This is a genomic window from Paenarthrobacter sp. TRD_SC_7 (genome assembly GCF_056156245.1).
In genome coordinates, this window is sequence record NZ_CM149587.1 from 3,852,526 (window position 1) to 3,866,874 (window position 14,349).

9 protein-coding genes are annotated in these 14,349 nt (G+C 62.6%); all 9 read right to left on the reverse strand.

Going from position 1 to position 14,349, the window contains the following annotated elements:
* The 9 genes from AC0J5Z_RS18365 to speB all read right to left on the reverse strand — a co-directional run bounded on the left by AC0J5Z_RS18365 (position 1) and on the right by speB (position 14,147).
* Positions 1-3,063, reverse strand: a complete 3,063-nt coding sequence (locus AC0J5Z_RS18365) for a glycoside hydrolase domain-containing protein (protein ID WP_475035177.1) — start codon at positions 3,061-3,063, stop codon at positions 1-3.
* A 165-nt stretch (positions 3,064-3,228) separates the two neighbouring features.
* The gene (locus AC0J5Z_RS18370) at positions 3,229-3,993 is read right to left on the reverse strand and encodes a copper homeostasis protein CutC (RefSeq protein WP_475035180.1); all 765 of its coding nucleotides are present in this window, start codon (positions 3,991-3,993) and stop codon (positions 3,229-3,231) included.
* Between the two features lie 25 nt (positions 3,994-4,018).
* Complete coding sequence (locus tag AC0J5Z_RS18375; protein WP_475035182.1) at positions 4,019-4,435, reverse strand: acyl-CoA thioesterase; 417 nt, start codon at positions 4,433-4,435, stop codon at positions 4,019-4,021.
* Between the two features lie 44 nt (positions 4,436-4,479).
* The gene (locus AC0J5Z_RS18380) at positions 4,480-6,558 is read right to left on the reverse strand and encodes an ABC transporter ATP-binding protein (protein ID WP_475035184.1); all 2,079 of its coding nucleotides are present in this window, start codon (positions 6,556-6,558) and stop codon (positions 4,480-4,482) included.
* A complete protein-coding gene (locus tag AC0J5Z_RS18385) occupies positions 6,555-8,288 on the reverse strand; it encodes an ABC transporter ATP-binding protein (protein ID WP_475035186.1) in 1,734 nt (577 codons plus the stop codon). The genes AC0J5Z_RS18380 and AC0J5Z_RS18385 overlap by 4 nt, the downstream gene beginning before the upstream one ends.
* Positions 8,289-8,575: 287 nt before the next feature.
* On the reverse strand, positions 8,576-10,678 hold the full coding sequence (locus AC0J5Z_RS18390; RefSeq protein ID WP_475035188.1) for an MFS transporter: 2,103 nt from the start codon (positions 10,676-10,678) through the stop codon (positions 8,576-8,578).
* Positions 10,679-10,688: 10 nt separating this feature from the next.
* Positions 10,689-11,171 carry a MarR family winged helix-turn-helix transcriptional regulator gene (locus tag AC0J5Z_RS18395; RefSeq protein ID WP_475035190.1) on the reverse strand — a complete coding sequence of 161 codons (483 nt, stop codon included), beginning with the start codon at positions 11,169-11,171 and terminating at the stop codon, positions 10,689-10,691.
* 205 nt (positions 11,172-11,376) lie between these two features.
* Positions 11,377-13,080 (reverse strand): thiamine pyrophosphate-binding protein, encoded by a 1,704-nt coding sequence (locus AC0J5Z_RS18400; protein WP_475035192.1) that lies wholly within the window; start codon positions 13,078-13,080, stop codon positions 11,377-11,379.
* The gene (gene speB / locus AC0J5Z_RS18405) at positions 13,077-14,147 is read right to left on the reverse strand and encodes an agmatinase (RefSeq protein WP_475035195.1); all 1,071 of its coding nucleotides are present in this window, start codon (positions 14,145-14,147) and stop codon (positions 13,077-13,079) included. Before speB ends, AC0J5Z_RS18400 begins: the two co-directional genes overlap by 4 nt.
* Positions 14,148-14,349 lie beyond the last annotated feature (202 nt).

Below are 14,349 nucleotides of genomic sequence, written 5' to 3' on the forward strand. Positions count from 1 at the left end.
TCAGTATCCGATCGTGAGAAGGAGGCCGCCCTGCGGCTCAAGGGTGATGGCTTCGCCGGGCGCGTAGCTCGCGGCGGACTGGAACCCGCGGATGGCCGGGGCTGTCAGGCGGCTGGTGGCGGCAGAAGCGTCATCGAATATCAACGTCACATGCTCAGTTTCCTCGGCCCATGACGCCAGCGCTATAACCATTCCGCGCTCCGTGAGCCACGTGGTGGCCAGCACGTCCGGGTGGATTGTCTTCACTGGTGCTTGTGGGTCCCAGAACCCTGTCATCGAGGCATGCTCCAGCCCGGTTTCGGCCCAGAACTCCCAGAGCGGGCGGTTATCCACGGCGGGTGCCCGGCCCGTCATACCGAACACCATGCCACGCCACGGGTTGCCACCACCTTCCAGCATCTCGCCCATGAGGCCGAAGGGAATGCCGGAAAGCTCCACCAGCCAATAGTCGGGGTCTGTGGTGTCGTAATCGAAGTACTCCCCCAGCCACAGCCTGTCCACATAAGGCAGGTGCTCCATGTACAGATTGGCTGAGGACGCATAGCCGTCGTGGGCCGTGAACTGGTTGGCGGAATGAAGGTCTATTTCCGGCCCGTCCACACCTCGCGCCTCGCAGGCCCTCTGCAGGACCTTGCGGACTCGTAACATGGCATGGCGGTCATAGGCAATGTCATCCAGGTAGATACCGTCGATCCCGTCGTCACCGCCGGCCAGTTCCTGCATGCTGCGGACGTAGAAGTTCTCCCACCGTGACTCGCCCGTGGCCACCACTGCGATGTCATCCACGTTGGGCGCGAACCACGCTGAAACGTAGCCGCTCCCGGCATGTTCCTGAAGCCAGATGTGTCCCTTCCCTGGGCCGTCACTGAAGATCTCATGGTCCAGGTGCAGCAGCGGCAACAGCTCCGGGCTGTGGAACGTGAGCTCGCGGACCGTGTTGTACACCTTGGCCTTCAGACCCTGCCGATGACACTCGGCAACGTAGTTCCGCAGCGAGTCCTGGGTCAGCAGGGGGTCATTGATGAACGGCGCCGGTGCGGTGGCGTGGTGGATGTTGACAACGGTGGCTCCCGCAGCCTTGATGTCCGCCGGATTTTCAGGAGCGTGGAAGTACCGTTTTCCAAGGTGCTTGCCGGGCTCGATCGGCTTGAACGGCGTCAGCACCAGGCGGAAATCGAAGTCCAGTGGCTCATTCGCAGTCAGTCTACGGGCGCCACTGAAGGCGTTCAGCTTCACCGCGTTTCCAACGGTCCGCAGCATGACCCCGCCGCGGACTGTGCTTTCGCCGCTGGCCGGCTGACGATTGGCCCACGATTCCGGCTCCACCAACGGCTTTTCCCGGTAAAAGTTGGTGTTGAGCGGCCGTTCATATCCGCCATCCCGGAGGGTCAGCTGGATCCCGACGTTCACACTCCCCAGCCACAGCGCGTCTTGATTCTTCCCCGCCACGTCCCACATCCAGGTCAAGGTCTTCGGCCGGCGTCCACCCGGAACACCCAACCCCATGGCCAGCGGAACCGCAGCCTCATGAAACTCGAGCCCCAGGCCGACGTCGGGCACGTCCAGAGTCCGCTCGGAACTGAGCCGCAGCGAGTACGAAACCGCTCCATCGGCGTCGAGAACGCCGTTCAGCTCCACCGCCAGCGCTGCCTTGCTGTCCTTCCGGCCCGTCCAGCTGCACTGCCACGAGACCCGCGCCGGTCCTTCCTGCGTGAAGGTGAGCTCGCCGTGGGTCCAATCAATGCCCTCCACGTCCAGCCGCATCGGAGCATCAAAAATCTCGACGGCGAGACCATCAGTTGCTGTGACAGCTGCAGTGAAGGTAGACGTCACCTGCGCCGGGAGTCCTGACTCCGTAAGCCGCAGGGACCTGCCCAGAATCCCCAACGTCCTGCTCGATTCGTCCAAAGTGATGGGCGTGAAAGGCCTGACGAGCTCCGCGTCCTGGGCCACGCGCGAATCCAGCCACGCCAGGCGGCGCAGAAAACGCGGATCGCCGGAGCCGCTTGCGGCAATCGCCGGGCCGTCCTTTTCGCTGGCCACATTCAGCCTGACCACAACCTCTTGGGCGGCTTTGCCAGCAGCGGAGATTCTGACCAACGCGTCCAAGGTGGTGTCGGCGGCGTTCCGAGGGACTGGCAGGATCACGTACAGTGCCTGCACGTTCCCGGTCGGAACAGTCAGGGCCCTGTGCCATGGCCTGCCCAGACGGTCCACCCCGTCGGTGTTGATGCAATGTCCCCCGGCCGGCGAGCTCACTTCGACTGCGACGCCGTCGAGATCCTCCTGCGCGTACAGCCCAAGCTGGACCACGTAGTCCTCCCCCGCCTGTGCATCGCCAGTGAAGGTTCTCGCCGGTCCGTTGAGCACCCAGTGTGCTGGAAGGTCCCTGTGCATCGAGATGGGATTCAGGCGGTCCTCCGGAAACACCAGGAAGGCCTCGCCCGCGTGGCTCCGGTGTAATTGCTCCAGCTCGTCAGTGCGGGCCGTGAAGTTCATCGGCGCGAAGGAGTCGCGCTCACTGGCCGCCTCGTAGCGGAGGACCGTTGCCCGGGGTAGTTCAGTGTCCGGTAGCCCGGTCTTCGCGGGCACCCACGCTGAACGCCCGATCACTGCAGCCCACGCCGGGTCTGCGGCCGAACGATACGGCAGGTACTGCGCCTGGGGATAGTGGGCTTTCCCCAGCATGGCGTAGGGCAGGTAATAGACGAAGTAGGTTCCGTGGCCATCAATGGGGTCGAAAACGATGCTTCCGGACTCCCGGGTGGCCTCTTCCAGGATCACGTTCCGGACCCTGGTACCGGTCTTTTCCGACACGACGATGACCTCAACCGAGGCCGGGTTGCTGTCCTGCCGACGCCACGGGATGACCAGCCTGTGGGCTTCGGATGATCCAGCACCGTCCTGGGCCACTTCCACCACAAATCGGTGGTTGCCGTAGAGCAATTTGTCCCACGTCCCGATGCCACATCCCACCTCCGGATGGGCTTCAGTCAGCCTACTGCTTCTGCTGGTTCCTGGACGGGACATGAGGGCCGGTGAAACCGGCGCGGGCAGCGGCATCGCTGGGACTCCTGAAGGTAGCTTCCGGTGCTTGTCACCGAGCTGGTGAATCCTTCAATCATTGGCGGACACGGGACCACTGTAAAGACTTATTGCGATGCGTACTCACTGGCATTCCTGCCCGGCGACACTGGCATTTCTGCCCGGCGAGATTGGACAACCGGCTTATCCGGAGGCTGCCAGGTTCAGCGCGTTGACTTTCGCCCGGGCGGCACGGACAACCTCACGATCGGTGACTGTGTAGGCTGCTGGATCGCTGCCGTCCTGCGTGCCAAGGGAAATCGCCCCATCCCCGAGGGTGGAGACGGTCTTCTTCGCGGACAGGTGGACGGCGTCCAGGCCCGCTGAATGCATCGCCGGGATGTCTTCCAGGGACAATCCCCCACCGGCCATGATCTCCACTGCGCCGCCTGCCCGCTCCACCATCGTGGCCAACGTGCGTAGGCCTGCTCCCGCGGTGGGTTCATGTCCGGAGGTCAGCACCCTGGTAAAGCCCAGCTCGATGAGTTGCTCCAGGGCCGCGAAAGGATCTTGCGATTGATCGATGGCCCGGTGGAAGGTCAGCTGGGCTTCGGAGTTGGACATCTTGGTGGCGTCAACCAGGCGCTGAACAGTACGAACGTCCACTTCTCCGGACGGAGTGAGCGCCCCGACCACAACACCGTGCGCTCCCTGGGCCAGCAGGTGGCGGATCTCGTGGACCATGGTGTCCACGTCCGATGCCGAGTAACGGAAATCGCCGGGCCTTGAGCGAATCAGCGGATGGATTTCCAAGCGCCCATCCACGTGCTCCACGCTTGCCTCCATCAGCCCTTGGCTGGGCGTAATGCCACCAAGTTCGAGGCCGCTGCAGAGCTCGACTCGGTTAGCGCCTTCGGCAGCAGCCGTGCCGGCACCGGCCGCGCTGACCACGGCAATTTCAAGTTTCATGCTGAAACTCTACGTGCCCCGGAGGTCAAGCCTTGTACCTCTCCAGCTTTTCCTTTTGCTCGGGCGTGAGCCTGAGGACCCGCCCGGTGGCCTCGGCGACAAAAGCCAAGTGAGTGGTGGCTTTGACGCAGTCTTCCCGCGTGACGGGGTCCTTAATCACATAGTGGAGATCGAAGCTTGCGCCTTTGACTGCACCCACCCAGATCTCCACGACAGCGGGGATGTTGCGGTAGTCCAGCGTCCGGACATACCGGACTTTGTGCTCAATCACGAGGGTCATGACGCCCTCCTCAACATCGTTGAAGAGGGCGGCAGGAGGTTCTACGCCGGGGAGGCCCGCACCGCGGGGCGGCCCGAAGGCTGCGATACGGGCTTCCTCGAGCATGCGCACAATCTGGACATTGTTAATGTGCCCGTAGGCGTCCATGTCACCCCAGCGCATGGGCACAAGGACCTCTATGCGCTGGGGTGCTGCGGATTCCGTGCTCAGCTGTGCACCGCCGTCGAGTCGTCCACTGCGATCTCTTCCTCACCCGCGAACTGGGACATGTACAAGCGGTAGTACGCGCCCTGGAGGGCGAGCAGCCGGGTGTGGTTACCCTGCTCCACGATCTTGCCGTTCTCCATCACCAGGATGGTATCGGCGTCTCGGATGGTGGAAAGGCGGTGGGCGATCACGAAGCTCGTACGGTCCGTTCGGAGCGCTGCCATGGCCTTCTGCAGCAGCAGTTCGGTACGGGTGTCCACGGAGCTCGTGGCTTCATCCAGGATCAACAAGGAAGGATCGGAGACAAAGGCACGGGCGATGGTGATGAGCTGCTTTTCACCGGCGCTGACGTTGTTGCCTTCTTCGTCGATGATCGTCTGGTAACCGTCCGGAAGGGCACGCACGAAGCGGTCCACATAGGTGGCCTTGGCCGCTTCCATGATTTGGTCTTCGGTCGCGTCCAGGTTGCCGTACTTGATGTTGTCGTAGATGGTCCCGCCGAAGAGCCAGGCATCCTGCAACACCATGCCCACCTTGGACCGCAGCTCGGAGCGGCTGAGGTCCTTGATATCCACACCGTCCAAGGTGATCCGGCCGGCATTGAGCTCGTAGAAACGCATCACGAGGTTCACCAACGTGGTCTTGCCGGCACCCGTGGGTCCCACAATCGCAACGGTATGGCCAGGTTCTGCGGCGAAGGACAGGTCCTCGATGAGCGGCTTGTCCTCCACGTAACTGAACGAGACATGCTCAAACTCAACATGGCCGTCGGTCTTGGAGGGCAGGTGGCGCGTACCGGTCTCTTCAACTTCTTCATCGGCGTCCAGGAACTCGAAGACGCGCTCTGCGGAGGCAACGCCGGACTGCAGCATGTTGGCCATACCCGCAATCTGACCCAGCGGCTGGGTGAATTCACGCGAGTATTGGATGAACGCCGTGGCGTCGCCGAGGCTCATGGAGCCCGAGGCAACACGCAGGCCGCCCACCACGGCAATGCCGACATAGGACAGGTAGGACACAAAGTTCATGGCCGGGAAAATCACGCCGGATACGAACTGTGCTCCGAAGGATGCCTTGTAGAGTTCGTCGTTCTTCTCGTCGAAACGCTCCAGCATGTCGGCATCGCGGCCGAACACCTTCACGAGGTCGTGGCCGGAGAACGATTCCTCGATCTGGCCGTTCAGTGCGCCGGTGTTTTTCCACTGCGCGGCGAAGAGCTTCTGGCTGCGGGCACCGATAACGCCCGCAACAATGCCGGACAACGGCAAGGCGATCAAGGCAATCAGCGCCAACTCCCAGGACACGATGAACATCATGACCGTGATGCCCAGGACTGTGAGCACGGAGCTGACCAGTTGGGAGAAAGCCTGCTGCAGACCCTGCTGGACGTTGTCGACGTCGTTGGTCACGCGGGACAGGATGTCGCCACGCTGGCGGGTGTCGAAGTAATTCAACGGGAGCCGGTTGAGCTTGGCCTGGACGTCGTTGCGGAGCTTCTTGATGACCCGCATGACGATCCTGTTGAGCAACCAGCCCTGGGCCCACAGGAAGATATTGGCCACGAAGTACATGAGGAGCACGATCGAAATCAGGAACGTCAGCTTGGGGAAGTCGATCCCGTTGGTGAGTTCCATCTTGGAAACCATGTCCGCAAAGTTGCCTTGGCCCTCCTGGCGCATGAGCTCCACGAACTGCTCTTGGGAGACACCCTCGGGGACCTGCCTGCCCATGACGCCGCCGAAAATGACGTCCATGGCACTACCCAGAACCTTGGGGGCGATCACGTTAAGGACCACCGAGACAATCACAAGGCCGATCACGATGTAAACGCCAACGCTCTCGGGCTTCAGCAGGCCCATGAGTCGCTTTGCGGACGGCCAAAAAGCCTTGGCCTTCTTGGCCGGGACGTCGCCGAACATGCCGCCGTCGGCTTCGGAAGGGACGTATTCCTCTTCGACGAAGTCCTCGTCGTCAAGCGCTTCGGTTGCTACCTCAGCCTCGGCTGTTGCCTTGGCATCCTGGGCGGCGTCTGCCTTAACAGCCCAGCCACGCTTCTTCTGCTGGTTCTGCTCGCTCATGCCACTTCCTCCACGCTCAGCTGGGATTCAACAATTTCCTGGTACGTGGGTGACGTCTCCAGCAGTTCGTCGTGAGTTCCTCGGTCAACGATCCGGCCGTTATCCAGTACGAGGATTTCGTCCGCATCCGCGATGGTTGAGATGCGCTGGGCCACGATGATGACCGTGGCGTCGCGGGTCTTGGCTTTCAAGGCCTTGCGCAGCCTTGCGTCGGTAGCGACGTCCAAAGCCGAGAACGAATCATCAAACAGGTACACATTCGGTTTGGTTACCAACGCCCTGGCAATGGACAGTCTCTGGCGCTGGCCACCGGACACGTTGGTGCCGCCCTGGGCGATGCGCCGGTTCAAGCCGGATGACTTTTCTTCGACGAAGCCCTTGGCCTGTGCCGTCTCCAAGGCGTCCCACAGTTCTTCGTCCGTAGCTTCGGGCTTGCCGAAGCGCAGGTTGTGCTCGATGGTCCCGGAGAACAAGTACGGCTTCTGCGGAACCGCGGAAACACGACTGGTGATCTCGGATGCGTCCATCTTGGTGACGGGCACGCCGTCGAGCAGTACGTCACCCGAGGCGACGTCGTAAAGCCGCGGCAGCAGCGAGACCAGGGTGGTCTTGCCTGCGCCCGTGGACCCGATGATGGCGAGGGTTTTGCCCGGCTCTGCGGTGAAAGAGATGTTGCTCAGCACTGGGGCTTCCGCGCCCGGGTACTTGAACGTGACGTCGCGGAACTCCACGCGTCCCTTCTTTTCGGCCGGCACCACCGCTGAGGTGGGGTTGTGAATGGAAGGCTCGACGTCGAGCACCTCGCCGATGCGGTCTGCACAGACGGACGCGCGGGGAATCATCATGGCCATGAACGTGCCCATCATGACGGCCATCAGAATCTGCAACAGATACTGAAGGAAGGCAGTCAGCGCACCCACTTGCATATCGCCGGAGTCCACACGCTGGCCGCCAAACCACAGCACGGCAGCAGTAGACAGGTGCAGGATCATGCCGATGGCCGGGAACATCAGGACGAACAGGTTGCCGATCTTCACAGATACTGCGGTGAGGTCTTCATTGGCGTCGCCGAAGCGCTTCGCCTCGTGGGGTTCACGGACAAAGGCGCGGACCACGCGGATACCGATGATCTGCTCGCGCAACACACCATTGATGGCGTCAATCTTGGTCTGCATGGAACGGAACAGCGGCATCAGTCGGACTACGAGGTAGCCCACGACGGCCACCAGGACCGGAACGGAAACCCATACGAGCCACGAGAGGTTGAGGTCCTCACGGAGGGCCATGATGATGCCGCCAACACACATGATGGGCGTGGAAACCATGAAGTTCAGGCCCATGAGCACCAGCATCTGTACCTGCTGGACATCGTTGGTGCCGCGGGTGATCAGCGTGGGAGCACCAAAACGGTTGACGTCCTGGGCGGAGAAACTACTGACCTGCCGGTAGACGCTCCGGCGCAGGTCCCGGCCGATGGCCATGGCAACGCGGGCGCCGAAGTACACGGCAATGATCGCGGTAAGCACCTGTCCGAGGGCGACAGCGAGCATGAGCGCACCGGTCTGCCAGATGAAGTCGGTGTCGCCGCGGGAAACTCCCTCATCAATGATTTTGGCGTTGAGGCTTGGGAGGTAGAGCGTGGCGATGGTGGACGCCAACTGAAAAATCAGCACAGCCACAATCTGCGGCAAATACGGCTTGGAGTAGCGCCGTATAAGGGTGACAAGCATGCCCACGGGTCCTTAGAAAGAGTGCGTGAATGAGATAAGAGAAGTTTGGCAGCAGGGGCTGACAGTATTAGCCTCCCCACTCTACGAAATCCGTTGCCCGGGCGAAACAACTTACGGAAAAGATCATCCCAGCGGAGTATTTCCTGTGTCGCAGGTGCTCCCGATGGAGCAGGACACAACAGCAAAGCGCCGGCTGGTCACCCAGCCGGCGCTTTCGTTCCCGCCCTTGTTCGCCACGCCCGCCTACTACGCCGGCAGTTCGAACCTGGGCAGGATCTGTAACGCAGTTACCCCGCGTGCTTGCCGTGTTCCGGCCGGGCTTCGACGCCTTGGAGGAGCAACAACGCCATCCGTTCCTGCTGCCTGCGTTCGTGCTTGAGTTCCTTGCGGATCGCGGCGAGCTCCTCCGCGGTTTGGGCCTGCTGCTCAGCAATGGTCTGCTGCTCCCGCAACCGAGCCTGCAGCTCCACGTTGGCGCGGCTGAGCTGTAGCTGCTGTTCGGCAAGGACGTACTGGGTACGTGAGAGTTGCTCCTGGACGTCCTTCGCATCAGCCGTGCCTTGGGGTCGTTCCTGTGTGAGGATCCGCGCAAACTCGAGGTCAAGGTCGGATCCGGACTCCGAGTTCGGAACCTGACGGTCGCCCAAGGGGACATGGCTCCCGCGTCCTTGAACCTGACGCCCGCCCCCTGGAACCGCAGAGTCGGCACCCAAGAGGCGTGTGCCGCCGTCGGAAGCTTTCACCGCGTCCATCGACGCCGTGTCAAGTGACATTCCGGCGTCTCCCGAAGCCGTGGCAATGAGTTCCTTCTCCGGAGCGGCATCAACTGTGCGACGCAGTGGACGTTCCTTGATGAACAGCACAGCCAAAAGGGCAACGACGCTAATGATCGCTGAAATCAGGAAGATCTGCGCTGTCGCGTCACCGTAGGCAGCGCGCATAATCTCGGCAATGGGAGCGGGCATATCGGCCAGGTCCATGCTGGCTCCGGACGCCCCGCCCTGGGCTGGAATGCCCGCCGCAGCCATGCCTTCAACGGCAAGGTCCTTCACATGGTTGGACATGATGGCACCCAGGACGGATACGCCGATCGCGCCACCCACCGAGCGGAAGAACGCCACCGAAGCACTGGCGGTTCCGATGTCCTTGGCCTGGACCGTGTTCTGAACAGCAAGCACCAGGTTTTGCATCAGCATGCCGAGGCCAAGGCCGAATACGCCGGTGTAGATCGCCACGATCCACAGTTCAGTGGTGTGGTCCATGGTTCCGGCGAACGCGAGGCCGCCGATGAGGAGGACGGACCCTGCAACCAGGAACCTCTTCCACTTGCCGAAACGGCTGATCAGGATGCCGGATGCGACGGAACCGATCAGGTTGCCGGCGATCATCGGCAGCGTCAGCAAGCCGGCCTCGGTGGGCGTGGCGCCGCGGGCTACCTGGAAATACTGGCCCAGGAAGGTGGAGGAACCGAACATGGCGATACCAACGGCAACGGAGGCAACAATGGCCAGTGCGGTGGTGCGCTCGGAGATGATCTTGAGCGGAATGATGGGCTCCGAAACCTTGGTTTCCACCAGCACCAGAAGCGCCAGAAGGGCTACCCCGCCACCTACCATGAGCGCGGACTGCCAGGAGAACCAGTCGTAGTAGTCCGGGTTGCCGGCGAAGGACACCCAGATCAGGAGCAGGCTCACGCCGGACGTCAGCAGGACGGAACCAAGCCAGTCGATCTTGGCGGGGCGCTTGATGTGCTGGATCTTCAGGGTCACCTGGAGCAGGATGAGCGCGACGACGGCGAGCGGTACGCAGACGAAGAACGTCCAGCGCCAGCCGAGCGGGCTGTCAACGATGAAGCCGCCCAGCAGCGGGCCACCGGCAGTGCCAACGGCCATGACGGCACCCATGTAACCGGAATACTTGCCGCGGTCGCGCGGCGGAATCATGGAGCCGATGATCGCCTGCGCCAAGGCGGTGAGGCCACCCATCGCAACACCCTGGATGACGCGGGCGGTCAGCAGCAGCGGGATGGTTTCCGACAGGCCGGCCATCACCGAACCGGCCACGAAGATGATGATGCTCAGCTGGACCAGGAGCTTCTTGTCGAAGAGGTCGGCAAGTTTGCCCCAGATGGGCGTGGTGGCAGCATTCGCCAACAGCGCGGCCGTGATGACCCAGGCGAAGTCGGTCTGCGTGCCTTTGAGCTCGGACATGATGGTGGGCAGTGCGTTGGCAACGATCGTGCTGCTGAGGATCGCGGTGAAGAAGGCGGCGAGGAGCCCCGTCAGGGCTTCCATGATCTGCCGGTGGGTCATGGGAGCGGCGGCTTTGTTGGCCGGGGCGTTAACTGAGGCGTCCACCGCCTGGGAGTTTTGTAGTGCTGGTGCAGCCATGCGTGGGCTCCTAAGCTGTTTGGTTTGTTGTGATGGAGCCGGCCGCCGTTGCCCGGATTGAGTCCTTGAGGGACACAGTGAGTTTGTTGATCACCTGGGAGGCCTCGAGGGCGTCAGTCTCGCTCCAATCCGCCAGGTAATCCCGCAGTCTCACGCTGCGTTGTTCTTCGAATTCGCGCAGTTTCGCCGCGCCCTCCTCCGTCAGGGCAAGAAGTTGAGCCCGTCCGTCGGCAGGATCAGGCCGCCTGACCACAAAGCCAAGCTCCTCGAGTTCAGTAATGTGCCGGCTGAGGACCGGTGCGCTGACACCCAGGCGCGTGGCCAGTTGCGTGGCGCGGGCCTCCCCCTCGCCGATGAACCGCATCACTCCCTGCACAGCCATTCCGACGTCGGGAACGCGGGCCATGTGGGCGGTCACCACGCAGCGCAGCGTGCGCTGGAGATCGAAGATTTGATGCACAAGATCGGTTGCTGTGGCAGAACCGACGGACATGCGAAACACCCCTCTTTTTGTTTGCCTAAAGCAACTATAACTCAGTTTGATTGCTTTGGGAAACTAAAGATGCGATGAGTTTGCACTTGTGGGGCCCGCTTTGCGCCCTATTTCCCCGAAATTGAGCGCAGAGCGGGCCCAACAACGCAGTCAGCCCCCGCACGGATGACCGTGCGGGGGCTGACTGTTTTGGTTGTTTAGTTGTTTAGTCGTCCAGGTGAGTAGGGCCGAACATCTTCAGCAGTGTTTCAACCACGACGACGTTGGGTCCGTCCGCTTCGAAGGACGCCTTGAGCGCCTCCCCCACTTCCTCGGGGGCGACCCGGCGGGCCGGGACGCCGAAGGCCTCGGCAAGCTTCACGAAGTCCGGGCGGGCTAGTTCGGTGGCGGTGGCTTGGCCGAAGGCGCCCACCATGTATTCGCGCAGGATGCCGTAGCCGCCGTCGTCCACGATCAGCCAGGTGACCGGGACGTTGTGCTGTTTGGCGGTGGCGAGCTCGGAGATGGAGTACATGGAAGATCCGTCACCGGAAACTGCGAGCACGCGGCTCGGTTTGCCGGTGGATTCCAGTCCCACGGCGCCGCCAATTGCCGCCGGGAAGCCGTAACCGAGGCCGCCGGCGCCTTGGGCGGAGTGGAATTGTCCTTGCCGTGCGTCCCAGCAGCTCCAGCCCCAGTAGGCGGAAATGGTCATGTCCCAGAACGTCTGCATGTCGGCCGGGACAGCCTCTCGGATGTCAGCCATGAACTTCAATTCCTTGGCCAGATCCTGTGATTCAAGACGTGCCTTGACCTTGGCCAGGGACTCCTTGACCACGTCCTCAGGGCTGGTGCCGTGCCAGGAACGCTGTGTCGAGTCCGCTGCACCCGCTGCTGCGAGGGCTTCATCCAGGGCTGCGAGCGCCTGGCCGGCGTCGGCGCGGATGCCCAGGCCTGGTCGGTTGGACTCAAGGACGCGGGGTTCGGCGTCGATCTGGATGATGCGGCCGCGGGGTTCGAACGTGAAGTAGTTGGAGGTCACTTCACCCAGGGATGAGCCAATCACGATCAGGACATCGGCATCCTCCAGGACGTCGGTCATGTACCGGTCCTCGATCCAGGACTGCAGGGACAGCTCGTGGGTCCAAGGGAACGCGCCATTACCGCCGGGGGTGCAGATGACCGGTGCGCGCAGCTGCTCGGCGATGGAGAGCAGCGACTTCTCAGCCCGACCACGGCGGGTACCGCCACCTGCGATGATCGCTGGACGCTCCGCCGTCGAAAGCCATTTCACGGCCTCGCGGATCAGCTCGACGCGGGGCGGGTTGTCGAATGCCTCAGCGAGGGCGTCCTCCACCGGAGGAACCATGATGGGATCCAGCAAGACGTTCTGCGGAATCTCGATCCATACGGGTCCCTGCGGCGAGGAAATAGCTTCGGTCCAAGCGTCCTGGATGGCCGACGGGATGCCCGAGGCGTGCTGGATCAGGCGCTGGCTCTTGGTGACGTTGGCAGCCGAGGCCTTCTGGTCATCAAGCTGGTGCAGCATGCCTTTGCGGCGTGCGCCCAGGCCGTCGAGCGGGATCTGGCTCGCCACAACCACCATCGGAACGCCGGTGGCGTAGGCCTCCTGAAGGCCAGCCAGGGAGGTGAGCGCGCCAGGACCGGTGGACAGGAACAGCACACCTACCTCGCCGGTGGCGCGGGAGTAGCCGTCCGCTGCGAAGGCCGAGTTGTTCTCCACACGCGAAGAGACGAAGTGCAGGTTGCCGCGGCCCATGGCGTCAAAGAGGCCCAGCGCGTGCTGGCCGGGAATACCGAAAACGGTTTTCGCGCCCAGCGCTTCAAGGGTCTCGACGACGAGGTCCCCGCCGTTGCGCTGGTTGGTCCCCTTGGTGGGGGCTGCTGTGCCGGGATCGAAATCGATCATCGCTGGTCCCCGGCTGCTCCGGTTGCCTGCGCGAGCTCCGCGATGCGGGCACCGAGTGCCTGCTGCGCGTAGCCGTTGGGGGCGCCGAGCCGGTCGCCTTCCACGGCGTTATCCGCCATGAGGGTCACGAGTTCATAGGCCACGTGGCTGCCTGCAACGCCGGTGATCTCTGCGTGGTCGTAGGCCGGGGCGACTTCCACAATGTCCGCACCGACGAGGTTCATGCCGCGGAAGCCACGGATGATTTCCAGGAGCTCGCGGCTGCTGATGCCGCCCGCTTCGGGGGTGCCGGTGCCGGGTGCGTGGGCCGGGTCCAGGACGTCGATGTCCACAGAGATGTACAGCGGACGGTTGCCAATGCGGTCGCGGATCTTGGCCACGGTCTCCAGGACACCCTGGTAGTAGACATCTGCGGAGGTGACGATTCCGAAGCCGAAGCGGTGGTCGTCGTCGAGGTCCTTCTTGCCGTACAGCGGACCACGGGTACCGACGTGGCTGATGGCCTCCGTATCCAGGATGCCTTCCTCCACTGCGCGGCGGAACGGGGTGCCGTGCGTGTATTCGGCGCCGAAGTAGGTGTCCCAGGTGTCCAGGTGAGCGTCGAAGTGGAGCATGGCAATGGGCTCACCGGCTCGTTCCGCTGCCGCCCTCAGGAGCGGGAGGGCGATGGTGTGGTCGCCACCAAGGGTGACCAGCTTGCTGCCGTTGGCCGTGAGGTCCAGCGCGTTCTGCTGGATGGTCTCAATGGCCTCGTTGATGTTGAAGGGGTTCACAGCCATGTCGCCGGCGTCGGCAACCTGGATGTTCTCGAACGGGCTGACGTCCCACGCCGGGTTGTACGGGCGCAGCAAGCGGCTGGCCTCGCGTACATGGTTGGCGCCGAAGCGGGCGCCGGGGCGGTAGGAAACGCCGGAGTCGAAGGGGACGCCCACTACTGTGACGTCGGCCTTGGAAACCTGGTCCAGGCGGGGCAGGCGGGCATAGGTGGCGGCACCGGCGTAGCGCGGGATGCGGGATGAATCGATGGGGCCAAGGTTCCCGTTGGCCTCAATACGGAGCTCTTCCAAAATGTGCCACTCCTTGAGTAGATGGGGTGATTGGATCACTGGTTGTGACTCCCATCATACACTCAAAGTTGTCTAATAAGCATCACATGTTTACAAAGCAGATTTGACTGCAGACGTCATGAGATGCCGGTCACAGCGGGCGTTAAGATTCCATAAAAACGGGGGTCCCGGCGTCGATCGCGGCCATACGCTCCTAGCGGAA

Excerpts from the sequence above, each read along its gene's own strand:
- AC0J5Z_RS18400 (WP_475035192.1), bottom strand. The coding sequence starts at position 13,080 with ATGATCGATTTCGATCCCGGCACAGCAGCCCCCACCAAGGGGACCAAC.
- AC0J5Z_RS18395 (WP_475035190.1), bottom strand. The coding sequence starts at position 11,171 with ATGTCCGTCGGTTCTGCCACAGCAACCGATCTTGTGCATCAAATCTTC.
- AC0J5Z_RS18380 (WP_475035184.1), bottom strand. The coding sequence starts at position 6,558 with ATGAGCGAGCAGAACCAGCAGAAGAAGCGTGGCTGGGCTGTTAAGGCA.
- AC0J5Z_RS18390 (WP_475035188.1), bottom strand. The coding sequence starts at position 10,678 with ATGGCTGCACCAGCACTACAAAACTCCCAGGCGGTGGACGCCTCAGTT.
- AC0J5Z_RS18365 (WP_475035177.1), bottom strand. The coding sequence starts at position 3,063 with ATGCCGCTGCCCGCGCCGGTTTCACCGGCCCTCATGTCCCGTCCAGGA.
- AC0J5Z_RS18375 (WP_475035182.1), bottom strand. The coding sequence starts at position 4,435 with ATGCGCTGGGGTGACATGGACGCCTACGGGCACATTAACAATGTCCAG.
- AC0J5Z_RS18385 (WP_475035186.1), bottom strand. The coding sequence starts at position 8,288 with ATGCTTGTCACCCTTATACGGCGCTACTCCAAGCCGTATTTGCCGCAG.
- AC0J5Z_RS18370 (WP_475035180.1), bottom strand. The coding sequence starts at position 3,993 with ATGAAACTTGAAATTGCCGTGGTCAGCGCGGCCGGTGCCGGCACGGCT.